Source organism: Roseomonas sp. E05 (assembly GCF_030063475.1).
Taxonomy (GTDB): Bacteria; Pseudomonadota; Alphaproteobacteria; order Acetobacterales; family Acetobacteraceae; genus Pseudoroseomonas.
In genome coordinates this window covers 1-20527 of the sequence record NZ_JASIRT010000019.1, presented here as the reverse complement: position 1 = coordinate 20527, position 20527 = coordinate 1, and the positions used below count along the sequence as shown (strand labels likewise).

The following is a 20527-nucleotide window of genomic DNA, read 5'->3' as shown; positions in this document are numbered from 1 at the left end:
CGCCCTGGCTCAAGGGAAGGGAAGCCCGGCATGGCTGATGCGGTGCGCCGCCTGTTTGGTACGGATGGGATTCGCGGGGTGGCGAACCGGGCGCCGATGGATGCCTCCACCGCCCTGCGCCTGGGCCAGGCGGCAGGGCGGTTCTTCAATCGTGGCGCCCACCGGCACCGGGTGGTGATCGGCAAGGACACGCGCCTCTCCGGCTACATGCTGGAACCGGCACTGACGGCGGGCTTCGTCGGCGCGGGGATGGACGTGGTGCTGGTGGGTCCGCTGCCGACGCCGGCCATCGCCATGCTGACGCGCTCCCTGCGGGCCGATCTCGGCGTGATGATCTCGGCCAGCCACAATCCTTTCGAGGACAATGGCATCAAGCTCTTCGGGCCGGACGGGCTGAAGCTCTCGGACGCCGAGGAGGCGGAGATCGAGGCGCTGATGGCCGGCGACCTCAGTGCCCAGCTTGTCGCACCTTCCCGCCTCGGCCGCGCCAGCCGGCTGGAGGACGCGCCGGGCCGCTATATCGAGGCGGTGAAGGCGAGCTTCCCCAAGGGGCTCAGCCTGGCCGGCAAGCGCATCGTGATCGATTGCGCGCATGGCGCCGCCTACAGGGTGGCTCCCACCGTGCTGTGGGAACTGGGCGCCGAGGTGGTGCCGGTCGGTGTCTCGCCGGACGGCTTCAACATCAACCGCGAATGCGGCTCCACCGCGCCGGAGCGGCTGGCCGAGCTGGTCCGCGAGCGGCGCGCCGATCTCGGCATCGCGCTGGATGGCGATGCCGATCGCCTGGTGCTGGCCGACGAGCTGGGTCAGATCGTCGATGGTGACCAGATCCTGGCGCTGGTGGCGCAGTCCTGGGCAGCGCAGGGGCGGCTGCGCGGCGAGGCGGTGGTGGCCACCGTCATGTCCAACCTGGGCCTGGAGCGTTTCCTGCAGGCGCGGGGGGTGAGGCTGCTGCGCACCCGCGTCGGTGACCGCTATGTGGGCGAGCGGATGCGCGAGACCGGCTGCAACCTTGGCGGCGAGCAGTCCGGCCACATGATCCTGAGTGATTTCGGCACTACCGGCGATGGGCTGGTGGCGGCGCTGCAGGTGCTGGCGGTGCTGGTGGAGGAGGGGCGCCCGGCCAGCCAGGTCTGCCGCTGCTTCACGCCGCTGCCGCAGCGGCTGGTCAATGTGCGCTATGCCGGCATCAGCCCGCTGGAGGACCCCGGAGTGGCGGAGGCCATCGCCTCGGCGGAGACGCGGCTGGGCGCGCGCGGACGCGTGCTGATCCGCGCCAGCGGCACCGAGCCGGTGATCCGCGTCATGGCCGAGGCGGAGGAAGAGTCGCTGGTGGAGCGCACGGTGGAGGAGCTGGCGGCGCTGATCCGGGCGCGCTCCGCCGCCGGGCCGGAGCGGGTGCTGGCCAGCCAGCTCGGGGAGGCCGGCTGATGCAGGGGCGGGTGCTGATCATCGCCGGCTCGGATTCCGGCGGCGGCGCGGGCATCCAGGCCGACATCAAGGCCTGCACCGCGCTGGATGCCTACGCCGCCACCGCCATCACCGCCCTGACGGCGCAGGACACGCTGGGCGTGCACGGCGTCCATCCGGTGCCGCCGGACTTCATCCGGCAGCAGATCCGCCTCAGCCTGGAGGATATCGGCGCCGACGTCATCAAGACCGGCATGCTCGGCGACACCGCCACCATTGACGCTGTCTGCGACGCGCTGGAGGCGCACGGGGCGCGCCTGCCGGTGGTTGTGGACCCCGTCATGGTGGCCAAGGGCGGCCATCACCTGCTGGCCGAGGCGGCGGTGGAGACGCTGAAGCGCCGCCTGCTGCCCTTCGCCAGCATCATCACGCCCAACCTGCCCGAGGCGGAGGTGCTGGCCGGGATGCCGGTCGGCTCGGTCGAGGCGATGCGCGAGGCGGCCGGCAGGTTGCTGGCTCTCGGCGTGCCGGCGGTGCTGCTGAAGGGGGGGCACCTGCCCGGCACACGGCTGGTGGACCTGCTGGCGACGCCCGAAGGCGTCGAGACCTTCGAGAGCGAGCGCATCGAGACCCCCCACACCCATGGAACCGGCTGCACATTGGCCTCGGCCATTGCCGCGGGGTTGGCGCAGGGGCTCGGGCTGCGCGGCGCGGTGGCACGGGCGCGCGCCTATGTGCAGGCGGCGCTGCGCACGGCGCCGGGGCTGGGGAAGGGGCACGGGCCGCTCAACCATGCCGTCACGGTGGATCCGGCGCGGCTCGCAACCCTGGCATGACCTGTCGGAGGGAAGCGTGGCCTTCGCGGCCACCTTTCCTGCGGGCAAGCTGGGTGCAGCGCAGTGCAACAGGTGCCCCCGATGGATACGCCACCCGCCTCGCACCCCGCCCGGGTGCCCTTCTATCAGGTTGACGCCTTCGCCGAGCATCCCTTCACGGGCAATCCCGCTGCCGTGGTGCCGCTGCGCGCCTGGCTGCCGGATGCGCTGATGCAGCGCATGGCCTTCGAGCACAATCTCAGCGAGACGGCCTTCTTCGTACCGGACGGGCCGGGCCAGTGGCACCTCCGCTGGTTCACCCCCACCGCCGAGGTGCCGCTCTGCGGCCATGCCACCTTGGCCACCGCCTTCGTGCTCGCCTCTGAACTGGGCGAGCCGGGGGAATTGTGCTTCCGCACCGCCTCCGGCCTGCTCCGCGTGGTGCGGGAAGGCAAGCGCCTCGTGCTGGACTTCCCGGCCAATCCGCCGCGCCGCAGCCACGCCCCGCCACCGGGGCTCGCCGCCGCGCTGGGCGCGGTCCCGCGCGAGGTATGGAAAGGCCGCGACTGGATCTGCCTGTTCGACCGCGCCGACACCGTGCGGGCCCTCTCGCCCGACCATGGCCGTATCGCCGGCCTGCGGGAGGCGGGCGTCGCACCCGGGGCCGCGCCCCGCGTGATCGTCACGGCGCCGGGTGACGACGGGGTGCATGACGTGGTCTCGCGCTATTTCGCCGCTGCCGTCGGCATCCCGGAGGATCCGGTGACGGGCGCCGCCCATGTGCAGCTCGTGCCGTTCTGGGCCGGCCGGCTGGGGCAGGAGCGGCTGGTCTGCCGCCAGGCCAGCGCGCGCGGCGGCACGCTCTGGTGCGAGCTGCGCGGCGACCGCGTCCGCATGGGCGGCCATGCCGTGCTCTATGCCCAGGGGGAGGTGCTGCTGCCCGCGGCTTGACGCCCCGCTTGATCCTCCGGGCGAGCCGGCGCAAACCCCTGCCAACCGTTCCGAACCGCGAGTGTGACCCGCCATGGCGCAAGACAACCCCCGGCCCAGCCAGCGCCCGGCCAATGCCTGCTTCTCCTCCGGCCCCTGCGCCAAGCGGCCGGGATGGTCGCTGGCGGCGCTGGAGGGCGCGCTGCTCGGCCGCAGCCATCGCGCGCCGGTCGCCAAGGCGCGGCTGGCCGAGGTGATCGCGCGCTCCAAGGCGGTGCTGGGCATGCCGGAGGGCTGGCGGCTTGGCATCGTGCCGGCTTCCGATACCGGCGCGGTGGAGATGGCGCTGTGGTCGCTGCTCGGCCCCCGCGGGGTGGACGTGCTGGCCTGGGAGAGCTTCTCCGGCGAGTGGGCCACGGACATCACCCAGCAGCTCCGCCTGCCGGATGTCCGGCTGCTGCCGGCACCCTATGGCCAGCTTCCTGACCTGACCCAGGCCGATCCGAAGCGCGACATGGTCTTCGTCTGGAACGGCACCACCTCGGGCGTGCGCCTGCCCGATGCCGGCTGGATCGCCGCCGACCGCGAGGGGCTGGCGATCTGCGATGCCACCTCGGCGGCTTTCGCCATGGACCTGCCCTGGGACAAGCTCGATGTCGTCACCTGGTCCTGGCAGAAGGTGCTGGGCGGCGAGGCGGCGCATGGGATGCTGGCACTCTCGCCGCGGGCCGTGGCGCGGCTTGAGTCCCACATCCCGGCCTGGCCGCTGCCGAAGATCTTTCGCCTGACCAAGGGCGGCAAGCTGATCGAGGGCATCTTCCAGGGCGATACCATCAACACCCCCTCCATGCTGGTCGTCGAGGACGCGCTGGACGGGCTGCGCTGGGCGGAATCGATCGGCGGCCTGCCGGCGCTGATCGCCCGCTCCGAGGCCAATCTGGCGACGGTGGCGGAATGGGTGGCGCGGCAGCCGCAGGTGGCCTTCCTGGCGGAGCGGCCGGAGACGCGCTCCTGCACCTCCATCTGCCTCCGCATCGTGGCGCCCTGGTTCACCGCGCTGGACGTCGCCGGGCAGGCTGCCGCCACCAAGGCGCTGGTGGGGTTGCTGGAGCAGGAGGGCGTGGCGTTGGACGTGGCGCCCTATCGGGACGCGCCGCCGGGCCTGCGGCTCTGGGGCGGCGCCACCGTGGAAACCGCCGACCTGCACGCCCTGCTGCCCTGGATCGACTGGGCGCTGGCCGAAACCGCCCTGCGCTTCGGCTGAGGCAGGGAGGGGGCGGCCAGACGGCGGCTACCTCCGCCGCACCGCAGAAGAATTATCCGTCTTCTGCCATTTTCGCAGAAAAATTCTCCCAAGCTTTCGCGAATTACCCCTGCAATTCGGTAAGAATGACTGACGTGGTTGCCTTAGGCTCGGTCCTGCACAGGATCCGGGCCGAAGGGCAAAGCCGATGCCGCTGCCAAACCTCCCGACCGTTTCGCGCATCCCCTTCGGCACGCCGGCCGGTCCGCGCTGGCTGGTGATCCTGCTTTTTCTGGGGGCGCCACTGCTTTTCGCCAGCAACATGGTCGGTGCCCGCTGGCTCAGCGGTTCGGTGCCGCCGGTGACGCTGGCCTTCGGCCGCTGGGCGGTGGCGGGGCTGCTCCTCCTGCCGCTGGTCTGGCCGCATCTGCGCGCGGGGGCGCTGCGCCATGCCTCGCCAGGCATGCTGGCACTGCTCGCGTTGCTGGGCGGCGTGGCCAGCGTGGCGCCACAATATGGCGCGGCGCGCTACACCAGCGCCGGCAACATCGCACTGATCGCCGCCATGTCGCCGCTGCTGGTGGCGATCATCGAGCGGGTGGTCTGGGGCGTGCGGCTGCGGCCGGCCATGCTGGCCGGCATCGCCTGCGCCTTCTGCGGCATCGGCGTGGCCGCCTTCCGGGGCGATGTCGCGGCGCTGCTGCGCTTTGAACTGAATCCCGGTGATGCCCTGATGTTCGGCGCCATCCTGGCCTGGGCCGGCTACACCGCGCTGCTGCGCCACCGCCCGGTGCCGCTGCCGCCGATGCTGCTGGTCTGGGTCGTGGCGACGGGCGGCGCGGCCGGGCTGCTGCCGCTGGTCGGGCTGGAATGGGCGCGGATGGGCGTGCCGGCGCTCGGCGCGCAGGCCTTCTGGGGCATGTTGTTCCTTGGCATCGTGGCCGGTATCGGCGCCTATGGCGCCTTCGCGCGGGTGGTCGGCATGGTCGGGGCGGCGCAGGCCAGCATGTCCATGTACCTGGTGCCGGCCTATGCCCTGGTGCTCGGCGCCGCCCTGCTGGGCGAGAGCCTGCATCCCTACCACGCCGTCGCCATGGCCCTGGTGCTCGGCGGCGTCGCGCTCGGGACGCTGCGCCTGCCGGCGCGGGCCTCCTGAAGCGCCGGCCGCAGGTGGAGGCACGCTTTCCATCCTTTGAAAGCCATTCCCGTACCGGAAAACTTCTGCTTGCAGGGGGCCGTGCCAGCAGCGAATCTTCCCACTGAAGGTGGCCGCCAAGTGCCGCCCTGAAGGGAAGAGTCCGAGACATGCTCCAGATCAACCGTCGCCAACTTCTTGCGGGTGGCGCGGCGCTGCTGGCGCCGCTGCCCCAGGCGCGCGCCCAGGCACCGGCCCCCATCCGCATCGGCGTGTTGGCCGACTTCTCCGGCCCCTACCGGGACACCTCCGGCCCCACGGCGCTCGCCTGCGCGAAGCAGGCGGTGGAGGACCTGGACCTTTCCGCCCGTGGCATCCCCGTCGAGGTGCTGCAGGGCGACCATCAGAACAAGCCTGACCTCGCCCTCGCCCTGGCGCGCCAGTGGATCGACCAGAGCGGTGTGGACATGATCTGCGAGGTCAACAATTCCGCCATTGCGCTCGCCGTCGCCGGGCTGGTGCAGGAGAAGAACAAGGTCCAGGTGAACACCGGCGCCCTCTCGGCGGCGCTGACCGGCGAGCGCTGCTCCGCCAACACCGTCCACTGGACGGCCGACACCTGGATGCTGGCCAACACTGTCGGCAAGGCCACCGTGCGCAATGGTGGGGACAGCTGGTTCCTCATCGTCGCCGACTATGCCTTCGGCCACCAGATGGAGCGCGACCTGACGCGCTTCGTCGAGAGCAGCGGCGGCAAGGTGGCGGGCTCGGTTCGCTTCCCCTTTCCGGGGACGACGGATTTCGCCTCCTACCTCGTGCAGGCGCAGGCGAGCCGCGCCAAGGTGGTCGGCCTGCTGATGGCCGGCGCGGACATGGTGAACTGCATCAAGCAGGCCCGCGAGTTCGGTGTCACGCAACGCGGCGTGCGGCTGGCGGGCACGCCGATGTTCGTCACTGATATCCACGCCCTCGGGCTGGAGACGGCGCAGGGGCTGCTGCTGTCGGAGGCCTTCTACTGGGACCTGAACGACCGCACCCGCGCCTTCCTGGAGCGCGTGAAGCCCAAGGTCGCCGGCAACTGGCCGAACCAGGAGCATGCCGGCACCTATTCGGGCGTGCTGCACTACCTGAAGGCGGTGGCCGAGATGGGCCTGCCGGCCGCCAAGGCCAGCGGCCTGGAGGTGCTCACGCGCATGAAGGCCATGCCCACCGATGACGACTGCTTCGGCGCCGGCACGCTGCGCGCCGATGGCCGCAAGGTGCATCCCTCCTACCTGTTCCAGGTGAAGGCGCCGGGCGAGAGCCGCGGCCCCTGGGACTACTACCGGCTGGAGGGCACCGTCCCGGCGGAGGAAGCCTTCCGCCCGATCTCCGAAGGCGGCTGCCCGCTGGTGAAGACCTGAGGGCAAGGCTGGCCTGCGTTTCCTTCGCAGGCCAGCCATCCCTGGCGACTCCGCCCCGATCCGCTATAGCTCCGCCCCGAACGCGGCGGAGAGGTGGATGACGGTCGGCATCGAGATGGGCCAGACGACGGCCGGGCAGGCGGCAACCCTGGACCTGGAGGAGCTGCTGGCGACGCGGCTGCTGGTGCAGGGCAATTCCGGTTCCGGCAAGTCGCATCTGCTGCGCCGGCTGATGGAGCAGTCCGCCCCCTGGGTGCAGCAGGCGGTGATCGACCCCGAGGGCGACTTCGTCACGCTCGCCGACCGCTTCGGCCATCTCGTCATCGACGCCGCCCAACACACCGAGGCCGCGCTGCAGCGCGCCGCCGACCGGGTGCGGGTGCACCGCGTCTCCGTCGTGCTGAACCTCGAAGGGCTGGATGCCGACGGGCAGATGCGACACGCCGCCGCCTTCCTCGGCGGGCTGTTCGACGCCGAGCGCGATCACTGGTCGCCCATGCTGGTGGTGGTGGACGAGGCGCAGCTCTTCGCCCCCGCCGCCGCCGGCGAGGTCTCCGACGAGGCCCGCCGCGCCTCGCTCGGTGCCATGGCCAACCTGATGTCGCGCGGGCGCAAGCGCGGGCTGGCCGGCGTCATCGCCACCCAGCGCCTGGCCAAGCTGGCGAAGAACGTCGCCGCCGAGGCCAGCAACTTCCTGATGGGCCGCACCTTCCTCGACATCGACATGGCGCGCGCCGCCGATCTGCTCGGCATGGAGCGCCGTCAGGCCGAGATGTTCCGCGACCTGCCGCGTGGCGCCTTCGTCGCGCTCGGCCCGGCCTTGTCGCGCCGCCCGCTGGCCATCCGCATCGGCGCGGTGGAGACGGAATCGCGCGGCACCAATCCCGGGCTGATCCCGCTGCCGCAGACCGCGCCGGAGGAGGCCAAGGAGTTGGTCCTGGCCGCCGCGGCGGAACCCGAGCCGGTGATGCGCCCGCCGCCGCGCCGTGCCCCCGCGCCGCCGCCGGACATCCTGACCCAGCTCGCCCAGGCCCGGCCTGCGGTGGCGGCGCCGCGCGCCGAGCCGGAACCGACGCCGGAGGAGCGCGCCGCCCGCAAGCGGCGCCTGGAAGAGATCCTGCGGCAGATCCTGGCCGAGCCGGAGGCCGCCTTCCGCTCCGTCAGCGTGCTGTACCAGGACTTCCTGGTGCGTCTGCGCATTCATGCCATCGCTGGCAAGCCGCCGGAGATCCCCGCCTTCCGCCGGATGCTGGCGGTGGCGCGGGCCGGCGTCAGCGCCGAGGCGGCCGAGGGCGACGAATGGCAGCAGATCGAGGCGCGCGCCACCGCGCTGCCGGAGGACGCGCAGGGCGTCTATCTCCTGCTCGCCCGCGCCGCGCTGGAGCGGCTGCCCTGTCCCTCGGACGCCACGATCGCCCAGGCCTATGGCACCCGCTCCGCCGGGCGGGCGCGGCGCCTGCTGGCCTATATGGAGGAGCAGGGCGCCATCGTCTGCCGCCCCGATGCCGCCGGACGCCGCATCGTCGCGCTGGTGGAGCTGGGGCACGAGACCGCGCCGGGCGACCCCAACGCGCCGCTCGCCTGAGGGCGCCTCAGCCGAGCAGCCAGCGCAGCGAATGCCGCAGCTCGGCGGCGCCGTCGCGCTCGAACCAGCGCCCATGCGCGAAGATGACACGCTCGGGCTGCAGGTCGAGCAGCCGCCATGCGGCCTCGGCCGCTTCCTGCCGCCGCAGCTTCACCACCGCGCGCAGATAGGGCGGCGGCATGGAATCCGGGGCCATCGTGCCGAACATGCGGATCAGCGGGCGCAGCGGCGCCGGCACCTTCGGGGCCTCCAGGCGCATGGCGAGGTCGGTCAGCATGAGCGTGCGCGTGGGGCGGTGGAAGAGCGCGACCTCGTGGAAGCCCATGCCGCCCTCCACCGTGACCATCGCCATGGCGTCGCCCCAGGTCAGGGGCGGCGCCTCATGCAGGTCGTGATCCAGCCGCACGCCGCTCCGCCGCACCTGCGACCGCTCGCGCAGGCCAGGGGCGGCCCAGGTGATGGCGCCGGGGCAGGCACGCTGCCACGCCTCCAGGAACTGCCAGTGCGCGATGCTGGGCGCCACCAGATGCAGGATGGGGCCGAGCTCTTCCAGCTTCTGCTTCAAGGGATGGCTGAACCGCGTGGGCGAGTGCAGGAGCAGGCTGCCATCGGGCAGGCGGATCACCGTCATGCGCACGGGCAGCACCGCGCCCAGCATGCCGGGCAGCAGGCTGTCCACGACGAAGACGTCCTCCGCCACGGGCTTGGGCGTATCAAGCGGCGGATAGCCGACCTGGTCGGCGGCGGTGGCCTCGTCATGCCCCAGCAGAGGCCCGGCGGGTCCGGCATCCTGTCCGGGGCCGCTGACGGGGGTGGCGCTGCTCGCCGCGACCACCGCGAGCTCCGCCAGGCCGATGCCGATGAGCAGCGCCCGCGCCCCGGCCGGCTGCCGGCGCATCAGCAGGCCCGCGCCGCAGATCGCCGCCGCGGCGGCGGCGTCGAGCGCCAGGTGCTCGCGCATCGTGAGCGCCGGGTAGGCGCCCCCCTCGTAGTCCGTCAGCACGGAATAGCTGACATGGCCGGCGCCTGCGGTGGCCAGCACCCGCCGCACCGGAGTAGGGAGCGCGCGCGAGGTGGAAAGGCCGAACAGCGCCGCGGAAACGGCGTAGTCGATCACGCCATGCAGCCGGGTCGGGATCATGCCGGGGCCTCTCGAAGGACAGCGATGCAGAGGCAACCGGAAAAACCCGCGACGGATGCCCGGGATGGCATCGCTATCGCGTGTGGAGGGGGCAGGGGCTTCCCTCAGCCGGGTGGCGCGAGGCCGCGCAGCACCGCCTCGAACTCCGCCCGCCGCGCGGCGAAGCCCGCCTTCTCCGCGACGCAGACCAGCGTGGTGCGGCCGCGCGGCGTCTCCATGATGGCGAAGAAGGAGCGCACCGCCTGGGCGCGCGCCGGCAGGCCGGGCCGGGGGCGCAGGTCGGCGACCATCTGCACGCCGGTGACGCCGCGCTGCTCGAACAGGGATTGCTCCTGCACATCATAGATCGCGGCCAGCCGGGTGCGCTCGATGGCCTGCCAGCCGGGCAGGCGTGTCCGCGTATTGATCTGGTTCTGGCTGTAGAGCGCGTTCTGCGGCGCGGGGACGTAGGCGAGGGTGCAGCCGGTGTCCTGGTCCTCCGGCCGCCGCAGGGTGAAGCGGGCGGTCTGCGCGCCGGACGGCGCCATGGCGGCAGCATCATAGCCGGGCGGCGGGATTATGGTCAGGCCGCTGGTTGGGTCCCGCAGCGGCTCGGCCCGGGCGGGGAGGGCCAGGACAAGCGCGGCCAGCGCGGGAAGGAGGGCGGCGCGCTGGAGCCCTCCACCGCCCCGGCGCATCAGACGAGGCGCCGTTCGGCGGCGGGCGGCAGGAAACGGTCGGTGAACAGGCTTTCGGCGCCGGGCGGGTTCTGCAGGCCATAGGCCTCGGCATTGGCGCGCACCAGCGCCTCGGCGCGCGCCATGTCGAGATGGCCGGTGCCGTGCTCGCGCACCGTGGGGGTCAGGATGCAGCGGTCGCGCGTCATCGCCCAGCGGCGCTTCTCCAGCGCCACGTCGAACAGCGGCTCGCGCTTCTTCACCGATTCCATGGCGGCGTCCGGCTCGGCCAGCAGCAGCTTCAGGCCGCCGACGCAGCCGCGCACGAAGCCGCTCGCCGCCTGCGGATTCTTCTCCAGCCAGTCGGCGCGGGCGATGATGCCGCTGCCGTAGAGGTCCAGCCCGTTCTCGGCATAGGGCCAGGCGAGGATGTCCTCTTCCTGCACGCCGGCGGCCAGCAGGTTGAAGTGGGTGGTGAAGAGGAAGCCGGTCACCGCGTCCACCTGCCCGCGGGCGAGCATGGTGTCGCGCAGGTTGGCGGCCATGCTGCTCCACTGGATGCTGCCGGCGTCGATGCCGGCGGCGCGGGCGAAGGTCGGGAAGAGCACGCGGGAGGCCTCGCCCTCCGGCGCGCCGAGGCGCTTGCCGGCGACGTCCTTCAGCGCCGCGATGCCGCGGCCCTTCACGGTGATGACGGCCGCCGCCGTGCGGTCGAGCACGGGATAGATGCAGACGACGCGCCGCTCCGGATTCTCCGCGTTGAACTTCACCGCCGCCGAGACCTCGGCATAGCCCAGGTCATAGGCGCCGGAGGCCACCTTCACCACCGTGTCGCCGGAGCCGAAGCCGCGGTCGATGCGCGGTGCCAGGCCGGCATCGCGGAACAGGCCGCGCGCCTCGGCGATGGTGAACATGGCGTGGTTGCCCTGCAGCGCCCAGTCCAGCGCGAAGCGCAGCGGCGTGGTCCCTTGCGCGGCGGCAGGGCGGAGGGCGGGCAACGCGAGGCCGGCGCCTGCGGCGGCGAGAAGCGAGCGGCGGTGCATGATGGCGGAGACTCCTGGATGGGCGGGTTGAAGACCCTTCACCCGGCAGCGTCAAGCAAACGGCGGACCGGCCCTCAGCCGGCCGCCGACAGCGCCATCAACTCCGGAGCCTGCCGCTCGAGCGGGCGATGCCACCATCGGGGAGAGGCATGGTCGGACGAGGCAATGCGCTCATGCGACTCTCCCAGACTGAAGGTGGCGCGCGGAAACTGGTCTTTGCAGGACCGGGACGGCAGGCCGTGCCGCGCGCGCGGCGCAACACGGCCGCGCGAGCCCTGGCTCAGGGGCCTTCCTGCGTCAGTTTCAGCGCATCGCGCACCACCGAGCGGAACTCGCGGCGGTGCAGTTCCCGCAGCACCAGCAGGCTGCTGAGGATCAGCGCCACGGGGTGCAGGATCCAGGCCAGCGCGGCGAGGCCGAAGTAATAGGCGCGCAGGCCGGTGTTGAAGTGGCGCGCGGCGCGATTGGCGACCTCGGCTGCCACCTCCGTCTGCGGCAGAGCCTCAGGCAACCTGCCAAGCGCGCCGACGCAGATGGAGCAGTAGTTGAACTGCCGCAGCGCCCAGGTCAGTTCGAAGAAGGCACGCACGAAGATGAAGATCAGGAGGAAAATTCGGATTTCCCAGCCTGCCTCGTCGATCGGCACATGCAGGAAGGGCACCGCGCCGAAGATGCGGCGGCCGAGATCCGGCGCGCCCAGCATCGCCATCAGCCCGCCCAGGATGAAGATGCTGGTATTGGCGAGGAAGGAGGTGGAGGTCATCAGATTGCCGATGATGCTGATGTCGGCAATGCGGTTCTCCCGCTCCGGCACCATGCGCATCCAGCGGCGGCGGTGCTCGTCCATCGCGGCGATCACACTGCGGGCGCGGATGGAGGGCACCCGGTCCACCACCATGGCATAGCCGCTCCAGCAGGCGACAAAAATGGCCAGGGCAATCCAGTCCAGCGTGCTGAGCGGCAGGTCCATGGCGCATTGCATAGCACAAGCCGGGGAGGCCAGCAGTCTTCACGGGGTGCCGCTTGCGCCTCCCGCGCGGGACGTCCAAGCCGGTCCGCATGAGCCCGGAAGCGATTCTGACCTTCAACGAGCCGCGCGCGGCGCAGCGCGCCATCCGCCTGGTGTTCCTTGCCAACGGCACCATCTTCGCCGCCTGGGCGCCGCTGGTGCCATTGGTGCGGGAGCGGCTCGGCCTCGCCGAGGCGACGCTCGGTCTTGTTCTGCTGGCGCTTGGGGCGGGGGGAATCCTGGCCATGCCGCTGGCCGGCGGCCTGGTGGCGCGGCATGGCAGCCGGGCGGTGGCCGTCACCGCCGGCTTCGGCTTCGCGGCGATGCTGCCGCTGCTTCCGCTGGCGCCTTCGGGCCCGCTGCTGGCGCTGGCGCTGTTCCTGTTCGGCGCCACCGGCGGGCTGATGGACGTCTCGATGAATGCCCAGGCCGTGGCGATCGAGGCGCGCGGCCGGCGGCCGATCATGTCCTCCATCCATGGCCTGTTCAGCCTGGGCGGACTGCTGGGGGCGGGGCTGGCCACCGCCCTGCTGGCCTCCGGCCTGCCACCGCTGCTGACGACGCTGCCCGTCGCGCTGGGCGGCGCCCTGCTGCTCGCGGCGCAGATTCCCGCGCTGCTGCCGCGCAGCGCCGACCGCCCTGGTGAGAGCCACGCCTTCACCCTGCCACGCGGCCCGGTGGTGGGGCTCGGCCTGCTCGGCGTGGTGGCGCTGATGGCCGAGGGCAGCATGATCGACTGGAGCGGCATCTTTCTCACCCAGGAGCGCGGACAGGCGCTGCGGCTGGCGGGACTGGGCTTCGCCGCCTTCTCGGTGGCGATGGCAGTGGCGCGGCTGTTGGGCGATGCGGTGAACCAGCGCCTCGGCCCGGTGGCGGTGCTGCGCGGCGGCGCGCTGCTGGCGGCGGCGGGCTTCCTCGGCGCGGCGCTGCTGCCCGGCGCCGGGGCGGCGATCCTGGGCTTCGTGCTGATCGGCCTCGGGCTGGCGAATGCCGTGCCGCTGCTGTTCAGCGCGGCGGGGCGGCTGCCCGGCATCGCGCCCGGCACCGCCATCGCGGCGGTGGCGACGCTCGGCTATTCCGGTCTGCTGGGCGGGCCGGCCTTGATCGGTTTCGTGGCGCAGGCGGCGGGCCTGCCGGTGGCGCTGGGCGGGGTAGGGCTGCTGCTGCTCGGTGTGGCCATGGCGGCGGGGCTGGTGCGCCGCTGAGCATGAAAAAGGGGGAAGGGCAGTGTGCCCATCCCCCCGCTGGCTTTCCCCGCGACAGCCTCAGTCGGCGGCGTCGCGGTGGCCTGCGCCCTCGGGCCGGCCGCTGCTGTAGGTCGGCTGCTTCAGCCGCTCGCCCGGCGGCGGACGGTTCGGCAGCGGCGGCAGGGCCAGGGCCCTCTGCAGGTCGATGCCTGCGCCCTCGGCAACGCGGCGGCCATAGTCCTCGTCGCAGTGCCACCAATGCCAGACCATCCGCAGCGCGATCGGCTCCGGGCACTCCTTCATGTCCGCCACCATGTTGGCGATCAGGTCATCCCGCTCCCAGTCCTCGAAGGAGCGGTAGCGCTCGCCGGCCTGGCGATAGTCGTCGGCGGTGCGGGTGGTCTGGTAGCGGCCGAGATGGCCCTCCACCCACTGATGGTATTCCTTCTGCGGCTTCGGTGCCTCCTGCAGTCCGCCCATCATGCTGGGCTCGTAGTTGACATGCTTGTTCTCGCCGCCGCCATCCACGTGATAGGTCATGATGCCGTCCCGCTGGTTGGTGCGCGCGCGGGCCGCCGGCTGCGGCGCATTGATCGGCAGTTGCAGGTAGTTGGGGCCGACGCGGTAGCGCTGCGTGTCCGAGTAGGAGAGGGTGCGGCCCTGCAGCATCTTGTCGTCCGAGAAGTCGATGCCGTCCACCAGCACGCCGGTGCCGAAGGCGGACTGCTCGGTCTCGGCGAAGAAGTTGTCGGGCACGCGGTCCAGCACCATGCGGCCGACGGGACGCAGCGGAAACTTGTCCTCCGGCCAACGCTTTGTGTCGTCCAGCGGGTCGAAGTCCAGCTCGTCATGCGCATCGTCGCTCATCAGCTGCACGCAGAACTCCCATTCCGGGCAGTCGCCGCGCTCGATGGCGCTGTAGAGATCCTTGGTGGCGTGGCCGACTTCCTTGGCCTGGATCTCGGCGGCCTGCTGGCTGGTCAGGTTGCGCACGCCCTGCTTGGGCTCCCAGCTGAACTTCGCCAGATGCGCCACGCCCTCCGCATTGACCAGCTTATAGGTGTTGACGCTGGAGCCCTGCATTTCGCGATAGCTTGCCGGGATGCCCCAGGGGCTCTTCACCCAGGTCACCATGTGCAGCGCCTCCGGATGGTGCGCCACGAAGTCGTAGAAGCGCCAGGCCTCCTGCCGGTTGGTCACGGGATCGGGCTTGAAGGCGTGGATCATGTCCGGGAACTTGATGGCATCCCGGATGAAGAAGATCTTGAGGTTGTTGCCGACGAGATCCCAGTTGCCGTCGACCGTCTTGAACTTGACCGCGAAGCCGCGCGGATCGCGCGCCGTCTCCGGGCTGTCCTTCGAGCCGATGACGGTGGAGAAGCGCACGAAGAGAGGCGTCTTCACCCCCGCCTCGTTCAGCACGCGTGCCTTGGTGTACTTGCTGGCCGGCTCGTCGCCGATCTTGCCATAGGCCTCGAAATAGCCATGCGCTCCAGCGCCGCGGGCATGCACCACCCGTTCCGGAATGCGCTCGCGGTCGAAATGCGTGATCTTCTCGATGAACTGGTAGTTCTCCAGCGTGGCCGGCCCGCGTTCCCCGACGCTGCGCAGACTCTGGTTGTCGTGGACGGGGTGCCCCTGACGCGTGGTGAGGGTTTTGCGATCTTCGTTCATGCTTCTGCCGTCCCTGAATGCTGGCCCGTTCCCGCGTTCTCTTCCAACAGGCCCATTTGTACTCTAACGACGGAGCCCCTGGCCCGGTCTGGTACGATCCGCTCAGAATCGCGGCCATGTGATCGCGCGCTTGCGAAACGCAGGTGAAGCAAACCTCACTGGGACGGTTCGGTTGCGATGCGGTAGAGCCAGTCGGGGGCACCACCATTGGCCTCGGCGAGCCAGACCTGCTCGCCACGCTTCAGTACACTGGTCCAGAGTGCGTGCAGCGCATCCCGCGGCCGGGGCTTGCAGCCCTCGCCGAGCAGCGGTCCGTAAGTGGCACGGTAGGCTTCGGCATGCATTGCGGCGGTCTGGCCTGCATCATCGAGGCGGGCGCGGCGGAAGCGGGCCATCGGGACCTCCGGATCGGTTCGGAGGGGCAAGGTGCGGTGCCGCGGAGGCGCAAAAAAGGCGGACGCCGCGAGGCGCCCGCCGGTCAGGAAGCTGCAGGAGGCAGAAGCGGAGCCTGCCCGCCTCAGCCCATCTTCTTCTTCAGGTTCTCGTCCAGCTTGGCGAGGAAGTTCTGGGTGTTCAGCCAGGACTGGCCCTTGCCGATCAGCACGGCGAGGTCCTTGGTCATGTAGCCGCTCTCGACGGTCTCGATGCAGACCTGCTCCAGGGCATTGGCGAAGTCCACCACGTCCTGCGTGCCGTCGAACTTGCCGCGATAGGCGAGGCCACGGGTCCAGGCGAAGATCGAGGCGATCGGGTTCGTGCTGGTCTCGCGGCCCTTCTGGTGCTCGCGGTAGTGGCGGGTGACGGTGCCGTGCGCCGCCTCGGACTCAACGGTGTTGCCGTCCGGGGAGAGCAGCACGGAGGTCATCAGGCCGAGCGAGCCGAAGCCCTGCGCCACGATGTCGGACTGCACGTCGCCGTCGTAGTTCTTGCAGGCCCAGATGTAGCCGCCTTCCCACTTCAGCGCGGAGGCCACCATGTCGTCGATCAGGCGGTCCTCGTAGGTCAGGCCGCGCTTCTCGAACTCGGCCTTGAACTCGGCGTCGTAGATCGAGCGGAAGATGTCCTTGAAGTTGCCGTCATAGGCCTTCAGGATCGTGTTCTTGTGGCTGAAATAGACCGAGAAGTTGCGCGCCAGGCCATAGTTGAAGGAGGCGCGGGCGAAGCCCTCGATCGAGCTGTTCAGGTTGTGCTGCATCATGGCAGCGCCCGGCCCCTTGAAGACGAACTCGCCGATCTCCTGCGGCTGGCCGCCCTCGGGGATGTAGGTCATCTTCACGGTGCCGGCGCCCGGCACCTTCATCTCGACCGCGCGATAGATGTCGCCATAGGCGTGGCGGCCGACCACGATCGGCTTGGTCCAGTGCGGCACCAGGCGCGGCACGTTCTGGCAGATGATCGGCTCGCGGAAGATCGTGCCGTCGAGGATGTTGCGGATCGTCCCGTTGGGGGAGCGCCACATCTTCTTCAGGCCGAACTCCTTCACCCGCGCTTCGTCCGGGGTGATGGTCGCGCACTTCACGCCGACGCCGTACTGCTTGATGGCATTGGCGGCATCGACCGTCACCTGGTCATCCGTCGCGTCGCGGTGCTCGATGCCGAGGTCGTAGTACTTCAGGTCGATGTCGAGGTAGGGCGTGATCAGCTTGTCCTTGATGAACCCCCAGATGATGCGGGTCATCTCATCGCCGTCGAGTTCGACGACGGGATTCTTCACCTTGATCTTGGCCATGCTGATCCTCGTATGGACGCCTTCGGTTCTCCGTCAGGGGGGCGGCCCGCGCGCCGTGCCGGCGCGCGCCCGCTAGCCCACTGGCGGCAGGGTCGGAGCGGACAATCGCATCGCCGGCAAGGCTGGGCAAGGGCGGGCCGGGGGCAAACCTGCCGCCGCGGCGGGGCAGGAGGCGCCGCGCGGGGAAAAACTTCCCCAGGGGCGGGGCGTTGAGGGCCGGGGCCCTGAAGGTCCCGCTTACGTGGAGAGTCGCATGAGCGTTTTCGGTTCCATCATGTCCAGGATCTTCGGCCACAAGCAGGCCAGCGCCGCCGCGACCCCCAGTGGCGCTTCCCCCGCGGCGGGCAGTGGTACGGGGGCCGCGCCCGCCGCGCCTGTTGCGGGGACCTCCAGCGCCACCGACGACCAGCCCAAGATCTCCGCCGGCGCTGCGCCGGGGACGGTACCCGGTACGGCAACGCCGGTGGTGCCTGGCTCGGCGCCGATGCCCAGCGGGGCCGGCGCCGCCACGCCCGTACCGGGCGAGGTGGGGCAGCAGCCCGTCGATGTCGAGGCGGTGCTGACGGAGATGGCTGAGAAGAACCCGCAGAAGCTCGACTGGCGCCACTCCATCGTGGATCTCATGAAGCTGCTCGGCCTGGACAGCAGCCTGGAGAACCGCAAGGAGCTCGCGAAGGAGCTGAACTACAGCGGCGACACGCACGATTCCGCGGCCATGAATATCTGGCTGCACAAGCAGGTCATGCAGAAGCTGGCCGAGAATGGCGGCAAGGTGCCGGAGGCGCTGAAGGGCTGAAAGGCCGGGCCGGGGCTCGCTTGCGTTACCAGCCCCGGCCGTAATAGCCGTGGCGGGGGGGGCCGTAGGGCCGGCCGTAACCATAGCCGCGATGCGGCGGCGGCCGGCGGTAGTGGCGCCGGTGCCGGTCGCCGTCATCATTCATCGAGCCGATGATCAATCCGGTGGCGAGGCCCGCGCCTGCGCCGAGCGCCAGGGTGCTGCCCCAGTCGGTTGTGCCGTCCGGATTCTGGCAGCCGGCCACCAGCAGGCTGCCGGCCAGGGCAAGGGCGGGAAGCGTGCGTCGCATGGGCGTGTCTCCTCCGATGCGTCACACCCTGGCCCTTCTACAAGGCAGCCCTGCGGCAGGATCGCGGCGGTGATCGGGCAGCCGGGCGGCTCCGGCCAGCCTCAGCCGGCAGCGCGCGAGAAGGCGTTGAAGGTCTGCACCGTGTAGGTGTCCTTCACGCCGGGCACTGTCTGCACCCGCTCCACCACGAAGAGGCCGATATCGCGGCCGGCTTCCAGGTAGAACTTGCCGAGCAGGTCGTACTGGCCGGAGATGGAATGCATCTCGGACAGCTCCTCGATGGTGTCCGCCATCTCGCGCGCCACCTGATAGGCCTGGCCCATCTCGCACTTGATCATGACGAAGATCGCTCGCATCGCTGGGGCCTCCGGGATTCGGGAATGTCGCGCACCATGGCGCGGTGCGGCCGGCTGGGGAAGGGGCGCGGAACGCCGTCCGGGCCGGGTCGTTCGCCGGGGGGTAGCCGCGCACCGCCGGCTCGGCTAGCGTGCCGCGACTTGTCTGACGACCACCGGAGGGAATGCAAGCGTCATGGACGGGATGAGCACAGCAACACGAACCGGCGGCCAGCTTTTGGCCGACGCGCTGGTGGCCCAGGGCGTGACCCATGCCTTCTGCGTGCCCGGCGAATCCTATCTCGATCTGCTGGACGGCCTCTACGCCAACCAGGACAAGGTCGAGCTGGTCACCTGCCGCTTCGAGGCGGGCGCGGTGAACATGGCCGAGGCGCATGGCAAGCTGACCGGCCGCCCCGGCGTGGCGCTGGTGACGCGCGGCCCCGGCGCCTGCCACGCCGCCATCGGCGTGCATATCGCCATGCAGGACAGCACGCCGCTGGTGCTGATCGTCGGCCAGATCCCCTTCGGCGAGACCGACCGCGAGAGCTTCCAGGAGGTGGACTACCGCCGGATGTTCGGCTCGGTCGCCAAGTGGGTGACGCAGATCGACGATGCGGCGCGCATCCCCGAGCTGATGGCGCATGCCTTCGACGTGGCGACCTCCGGCCGCCCCGGCCCGGTGGTGGTGGCGATCTCGGAGGAGATGCAGAAGGCCCGCGTGGCGGTGCCGGATATCGGCCCGGCCGAGGTGGCGTCCGCCTATCCCGCGCCGGCCGCGATGGAGCGGATGCTGGCCCTGCTCGACCAGGCCGAGCGGCCGCTGGTGGTGCTGGGCGGCTCGCGCTGGACGCAGGAGAGCCGGCGCCTGGTGCGCGAGTTCTGCGTGGCGCGCGACCTGCCGGTGGCCGTCGGCTTCCGCCGCCAGAGCCTCTATGACGGCACCCTGCCGAACTATGCCGGCGACCTCGGCGTCGGCGCCGATGCCGGGCTGGTGGCCAAGGCCAAGCAGGCCGACCTGATCCTCGCCATCGGCACCCGCATCGGCGAGCCGGTCAGCCAGGGCTACACGCTGTTCGACATGGCTGGCCAAGGCGGCCAGAAGATCGTCCACGTCTATCCCGAGCAGGCCGAGATCGGCCGCGTCTATCGCCCGGCGCTGGGCATCACCGCCGAGATCAACGCCTTCGCCGCGGCGCTGGCCAAGCTGCCGGCGCCCCAGGGCGCGGCGCGCTGGTCGGCCTGGACCAGGGAGGTGCACGCCGCCCGCGTCAAGCAGGCCGAGGCCCCGGACTATGCCGGCCCGCTGAACCTCGCGCGCGAGCTGCAGGCGCTGGAGAAGGTGCTGCCGAAGGATACCATCTTCACCTGCGATGCCGGCAACTTCGCCACCTGGCCGAACCGCTTCATGCACATGACGGCGGAGCAGGAGTTCCTCGGCCCGACCAACGGCGCCATGGGCTATGCCGTGCCGGCGGCGATCGGCGCCAAGATCACCTATCCCGACCGCTGCTGCATCGGGCTGGTGGGCGACGGCGGCGCGCTGATGACCGGGCAGGAGATCGCGACGGCCTTCCAGGCCGGCGTGGCTCCCATCGTGCTGGTCTTCAACAACGGCATGTACGGCACCATCCGCATGTATCAGGAGCGCGCCTATCCCGGCCGCGTCTCCGGCACGAAGCTGACCAACCCGGATTTCGCCAAGTTCATCGAGAGCTTCGGTGGCCATGGCGAGGTGGTGGAGAAGGACGGCGAGCTGGTGCCGGCCTTCCAGCGGGCGGTGGCCAGCGGCAAGCCGGCCATCATCGAGGTTCGGGTGAACCCGGAGCAGGTGACGCATCGCGCCACCATCGCCGACCTGCGCGCCCAGGCGGGCGGCGGCAAGAAGCACTGAGGCCGCCCGGCCGGGCCGCCCCTCCCACCGCGGCGGGGCGCTGACAGGAAAAAGGTGGGAGTCCGGGGGAATTCCTTCCCCCGGGCTTTTTTTCTGAGAGCAGATCCCCTTCCGATGGCATCATCGGAACGGGTGAAAATGCTCTAGGCGGTGGTGACGATTTCCTGATCTGAGGGATTCCGCTGCTGAGCGGGGCGTGATTCAAGGCTGGCTTTTGGAGGCTGGCCTGGATGAGCGCGGACCCGGATGCGTT

Annotated in this window: 19 protein-coding genes; 10 read left to right on the top strand and 9 right to left on the bottom strand. The window is 70.7% G+C overall.

Annotation, left to right across the window (positions count from 1 at the left end; genetic code table 11):
* Positions 1–30 precede the first annotated feature (30 nt).
* From glmM to QMO56_RS17365, 7 genes are all read left to right on the top strand, one after another.
* Positions 31–1431 (top strand): phosphoglucosamine mutase, encoded by a 1401-nt coding sequence (glmM, locus tag QMO56_RS17395; protein ID WP_283527743.1) that lies wholly within the window; start codon positions 31–33, stop codon positions 1429–1431.
* Complete coding sequence (gene thiD, locus QMO56_RS17390) at positions 1431–2246, top strand: bifunctional hydroxymethylpyrimidine kinase/phosphomethylpyrimidine kinase (RefSeq protein WP_283527742.1); 816 nt, start codon at positions 1431–1433, stop codon at positions 2244–2246. The genes glmM and thiD overlap by 1 nt, the downstream gene beginning before the upstream one ends.
* 81 nt (positions 2247–2327) lie before the next feature.
* Positions 2328–3176, top strand: a complete 849-nt coding sequence (locus QMO56_RS17385) for a PhzF family phenazine biosynthesis protein (RefSeq protein ID WP_283527741.1) — start codon at positions 2328–2330, stop codon at positions 3174–3176.
* Positions 3177–3249: 73 nt separating this feature from the next.
* Positions 3250–4419, top strand: a complete 1170-nt coding sequence (locus QMO56_RS17380; RefSeq protein WP_283527740.1) for a phosphoserine transaminase — start codon at positions 3250–3252, stop codon at positions 4417–4419.
* 187 nt (positions 4420–4606) lie between these two features.
* Entirely contained in the window at positions 4607–5554 is a 948-nt protein-coding gene (locus QMO56_RS17375; RefSeq protein WP_283527739.1) for a DMT family transporter, read from the top strand.
* 149 nt (positions 5555–5703) lie between these two features.
* Entirely contained in the window at positions 5704–6936 is a 1233-nt protein-coding gene (locus tag QMO56_RS17370; RefSeq protein ID WP_283527737.1) for an ABC transporter substrate-binding protein, read from the top strand.
* Positions 6937–7033: 97 nt separating this feature from the next.
* Positions 7034–8521 (top strand): ATP-binding protein, encoded by a 1488-nt coding sequence (locus QMO56_RS17365; RefSeq protein ID WP_283527735.1) that lies wholly within the window; start codon positions 7034–7036, stop codon positions 8519–8521.
* A 7-nt stretch (positions 8522–8528) separates the two neighbouring features.
* Here QMO56_RS17365 and QMO56_RS17360 read toward each other — a convergent pair whose 3' ends face one another.
* From QMO56_RS17360 to QMO56_RS17345, 4 genes are all read right to left on the bottom strand, one after another.
* The gene (locus QMO56_RS17360) at positions 8529–9662 is read right to left on the bottom strand and encodes a DUF4336 domain-containing protein (protein WP_283527733.1); all 1134 of its coding nucleotides are present in this window, start codon (positions 9660–9662) and stop codon (positions 8529–8531) included.
* A 104-nt stretch (positions 9663–9766) separates the two neighbouring features.
* Positions 9767–10189: a hypothetical protein gene (locus tag QMO56_RS17355; RefSeq protein ID WP_283527731.1), complete on the bottom strand. Its 423-nt coding sequence runs from the start codon at positions 10187–10189 to the stop codon at positions 9767–9769.
* 149 nt (positions 10190–10338) lie between these two features.
* On the bottom strand, positions 10339–11361 hold the full coding sequence (locus QMO56_RS17350; protein WP_283527729.1) for an ABC transporter substrate-binding protein: 1023 nt from the start codon (positions 11359–11361) through the stop codon (positions 10339–10341).
* A 280-nt stretch (positions 11362–11641) separates the two neighbouring features.
* The gene (locus QMO56_RS17345) at positions 11642–12331 is read right to left on the bottom strand and encodes a DUF599 domain-containing protein (protein WP_283527727.1); all 690 of its coding nucleotides are present in this window, start codon (positions 12329–12331) and stop codon (positions 11642–11644) included.
* An 89-nt stretch (positions 12332–12420) separates the two neighbouring features.
* Here QMO56_RS17345 and QMO56_RS17340 point away from each other — a divergent pair, with 89 nt between their 5' ends.
* On the top strand, positions 12421–13575 hold the full coding sequence (locus QMO56_RS17340) for an MFS transporter (protein ID WP_283527725.1): 1155 nt from the start codon (positions 12421–12423) through the stop codon (positions 13573–13575).
* Between the two features lie 60 nt (positions 13576–13635).
* Here the strand turns inward: QMO56_RS17340 and QMO56_RS17335 are convergent, their stop codons facing one another.
* The 3 genes from QMO56_RS17335 to QMO56_RS17325 all read right to left on the bottom strand — a co-directional run bounded on the left by QMO56_RS17335 (position 13636) and on the right by QMO56_RS17325 (position 16960).
* Positions 13636–15231 carry a catalase gene (locus QMO56_RS17335; protein ID WP_283527723.1) on the bottom strand — a complete coding sequence of 532 codons (1596 nt, stop codon included), beginning with the start codon at positions 15229–15231 and terminating at the stop codon, positions 13636–13638.
* A 155-nt stretch (positions 15232–15386) separates the two neighbouring features.
* Complete coding sequence (locus QMO56_RS17330; protein WP_283527721.1) at positions 15387–15626, bottom strand: hypothetical protein; 240 nt, start codon at positions 15624–15626, stop codon at positions 15387–15389.
* Positions 15627–15748: 122 nt separating this feature from the next.
* On the bottom strand, positions 15749–16960 hold the full coding sequence (locus QMO56_RS17325) for an NADP-dependent isocitrate dehydrogenase (protein WP_283527719.1): 1212 nt from the start codon (positions 16958–16960) through the stop codon (positions 15749–15751).
* A 253-nt stretch (positions 16961–17213) separates the two neighbouring features.
* On the opposite strand from QMO56_RS17325, the gene QMO56_RS17320 reads away from it, so the two are divergent.
* On the top strand, positions 17214–17756 hold the full coding sequence (locus tag QMO56_RS17320) for a DUF3597 domain-containing protein (protein ID WP_283527717.1): 543 nt from the start codon (positions 17214–17216) through the stop codon (positions 17754–17756).
* Positions 17757–17781: 25 nt separating this feature from the next.
* Here the strand turns inward: QMO56_RS17320 and QMO56_RS17315 are convergent, their stop codons facing one another.
* Both QMO56_RS17315 and QMO56_RS17310 read right to left on the bottom strand, forming a co-directional pair.
* Positions 17782–18045 (bottom strand): hypothetical protein, encoded by a 264-nt coding sequence (locus QMO56_RS17315; RefSeq protein ID WP_283527715.1) that lies wholly within the window; start codon positions 18043–18045, stop codon positions 17782–17784.
* 101 nt (positions 18046–18146) lie between these two features.
* Positions 18147–18401, bottom strand: a complete 255-nt coding sequence (locus QMO56_RS17310) for an Lrp/AsnC ligand binding domain-containing protein (RefSeq protein ID WP_283527713.1) — start codon at positions 18399–18401, stop codon at positions 18147–18149.
* Positions 18402–18576: 175 nt separating this feature from the next.
* Here QMO56_RS17310 and QMO56_RS17305 point away from each other — a divergent pair, with 175 nt between their 5' ends.
* A complete protein-coding gene (locus QMO56_RS17305; RefSeq protein WP_283527711.1) occupies positions 18577–20274 on the top strand; it encodes a thiamine pyrophosphate-dependent enzyme in 1698 nt (565 codons plus the stop codon).
* Positions 20275–20527: the final 253 nt, after the last annotated feature.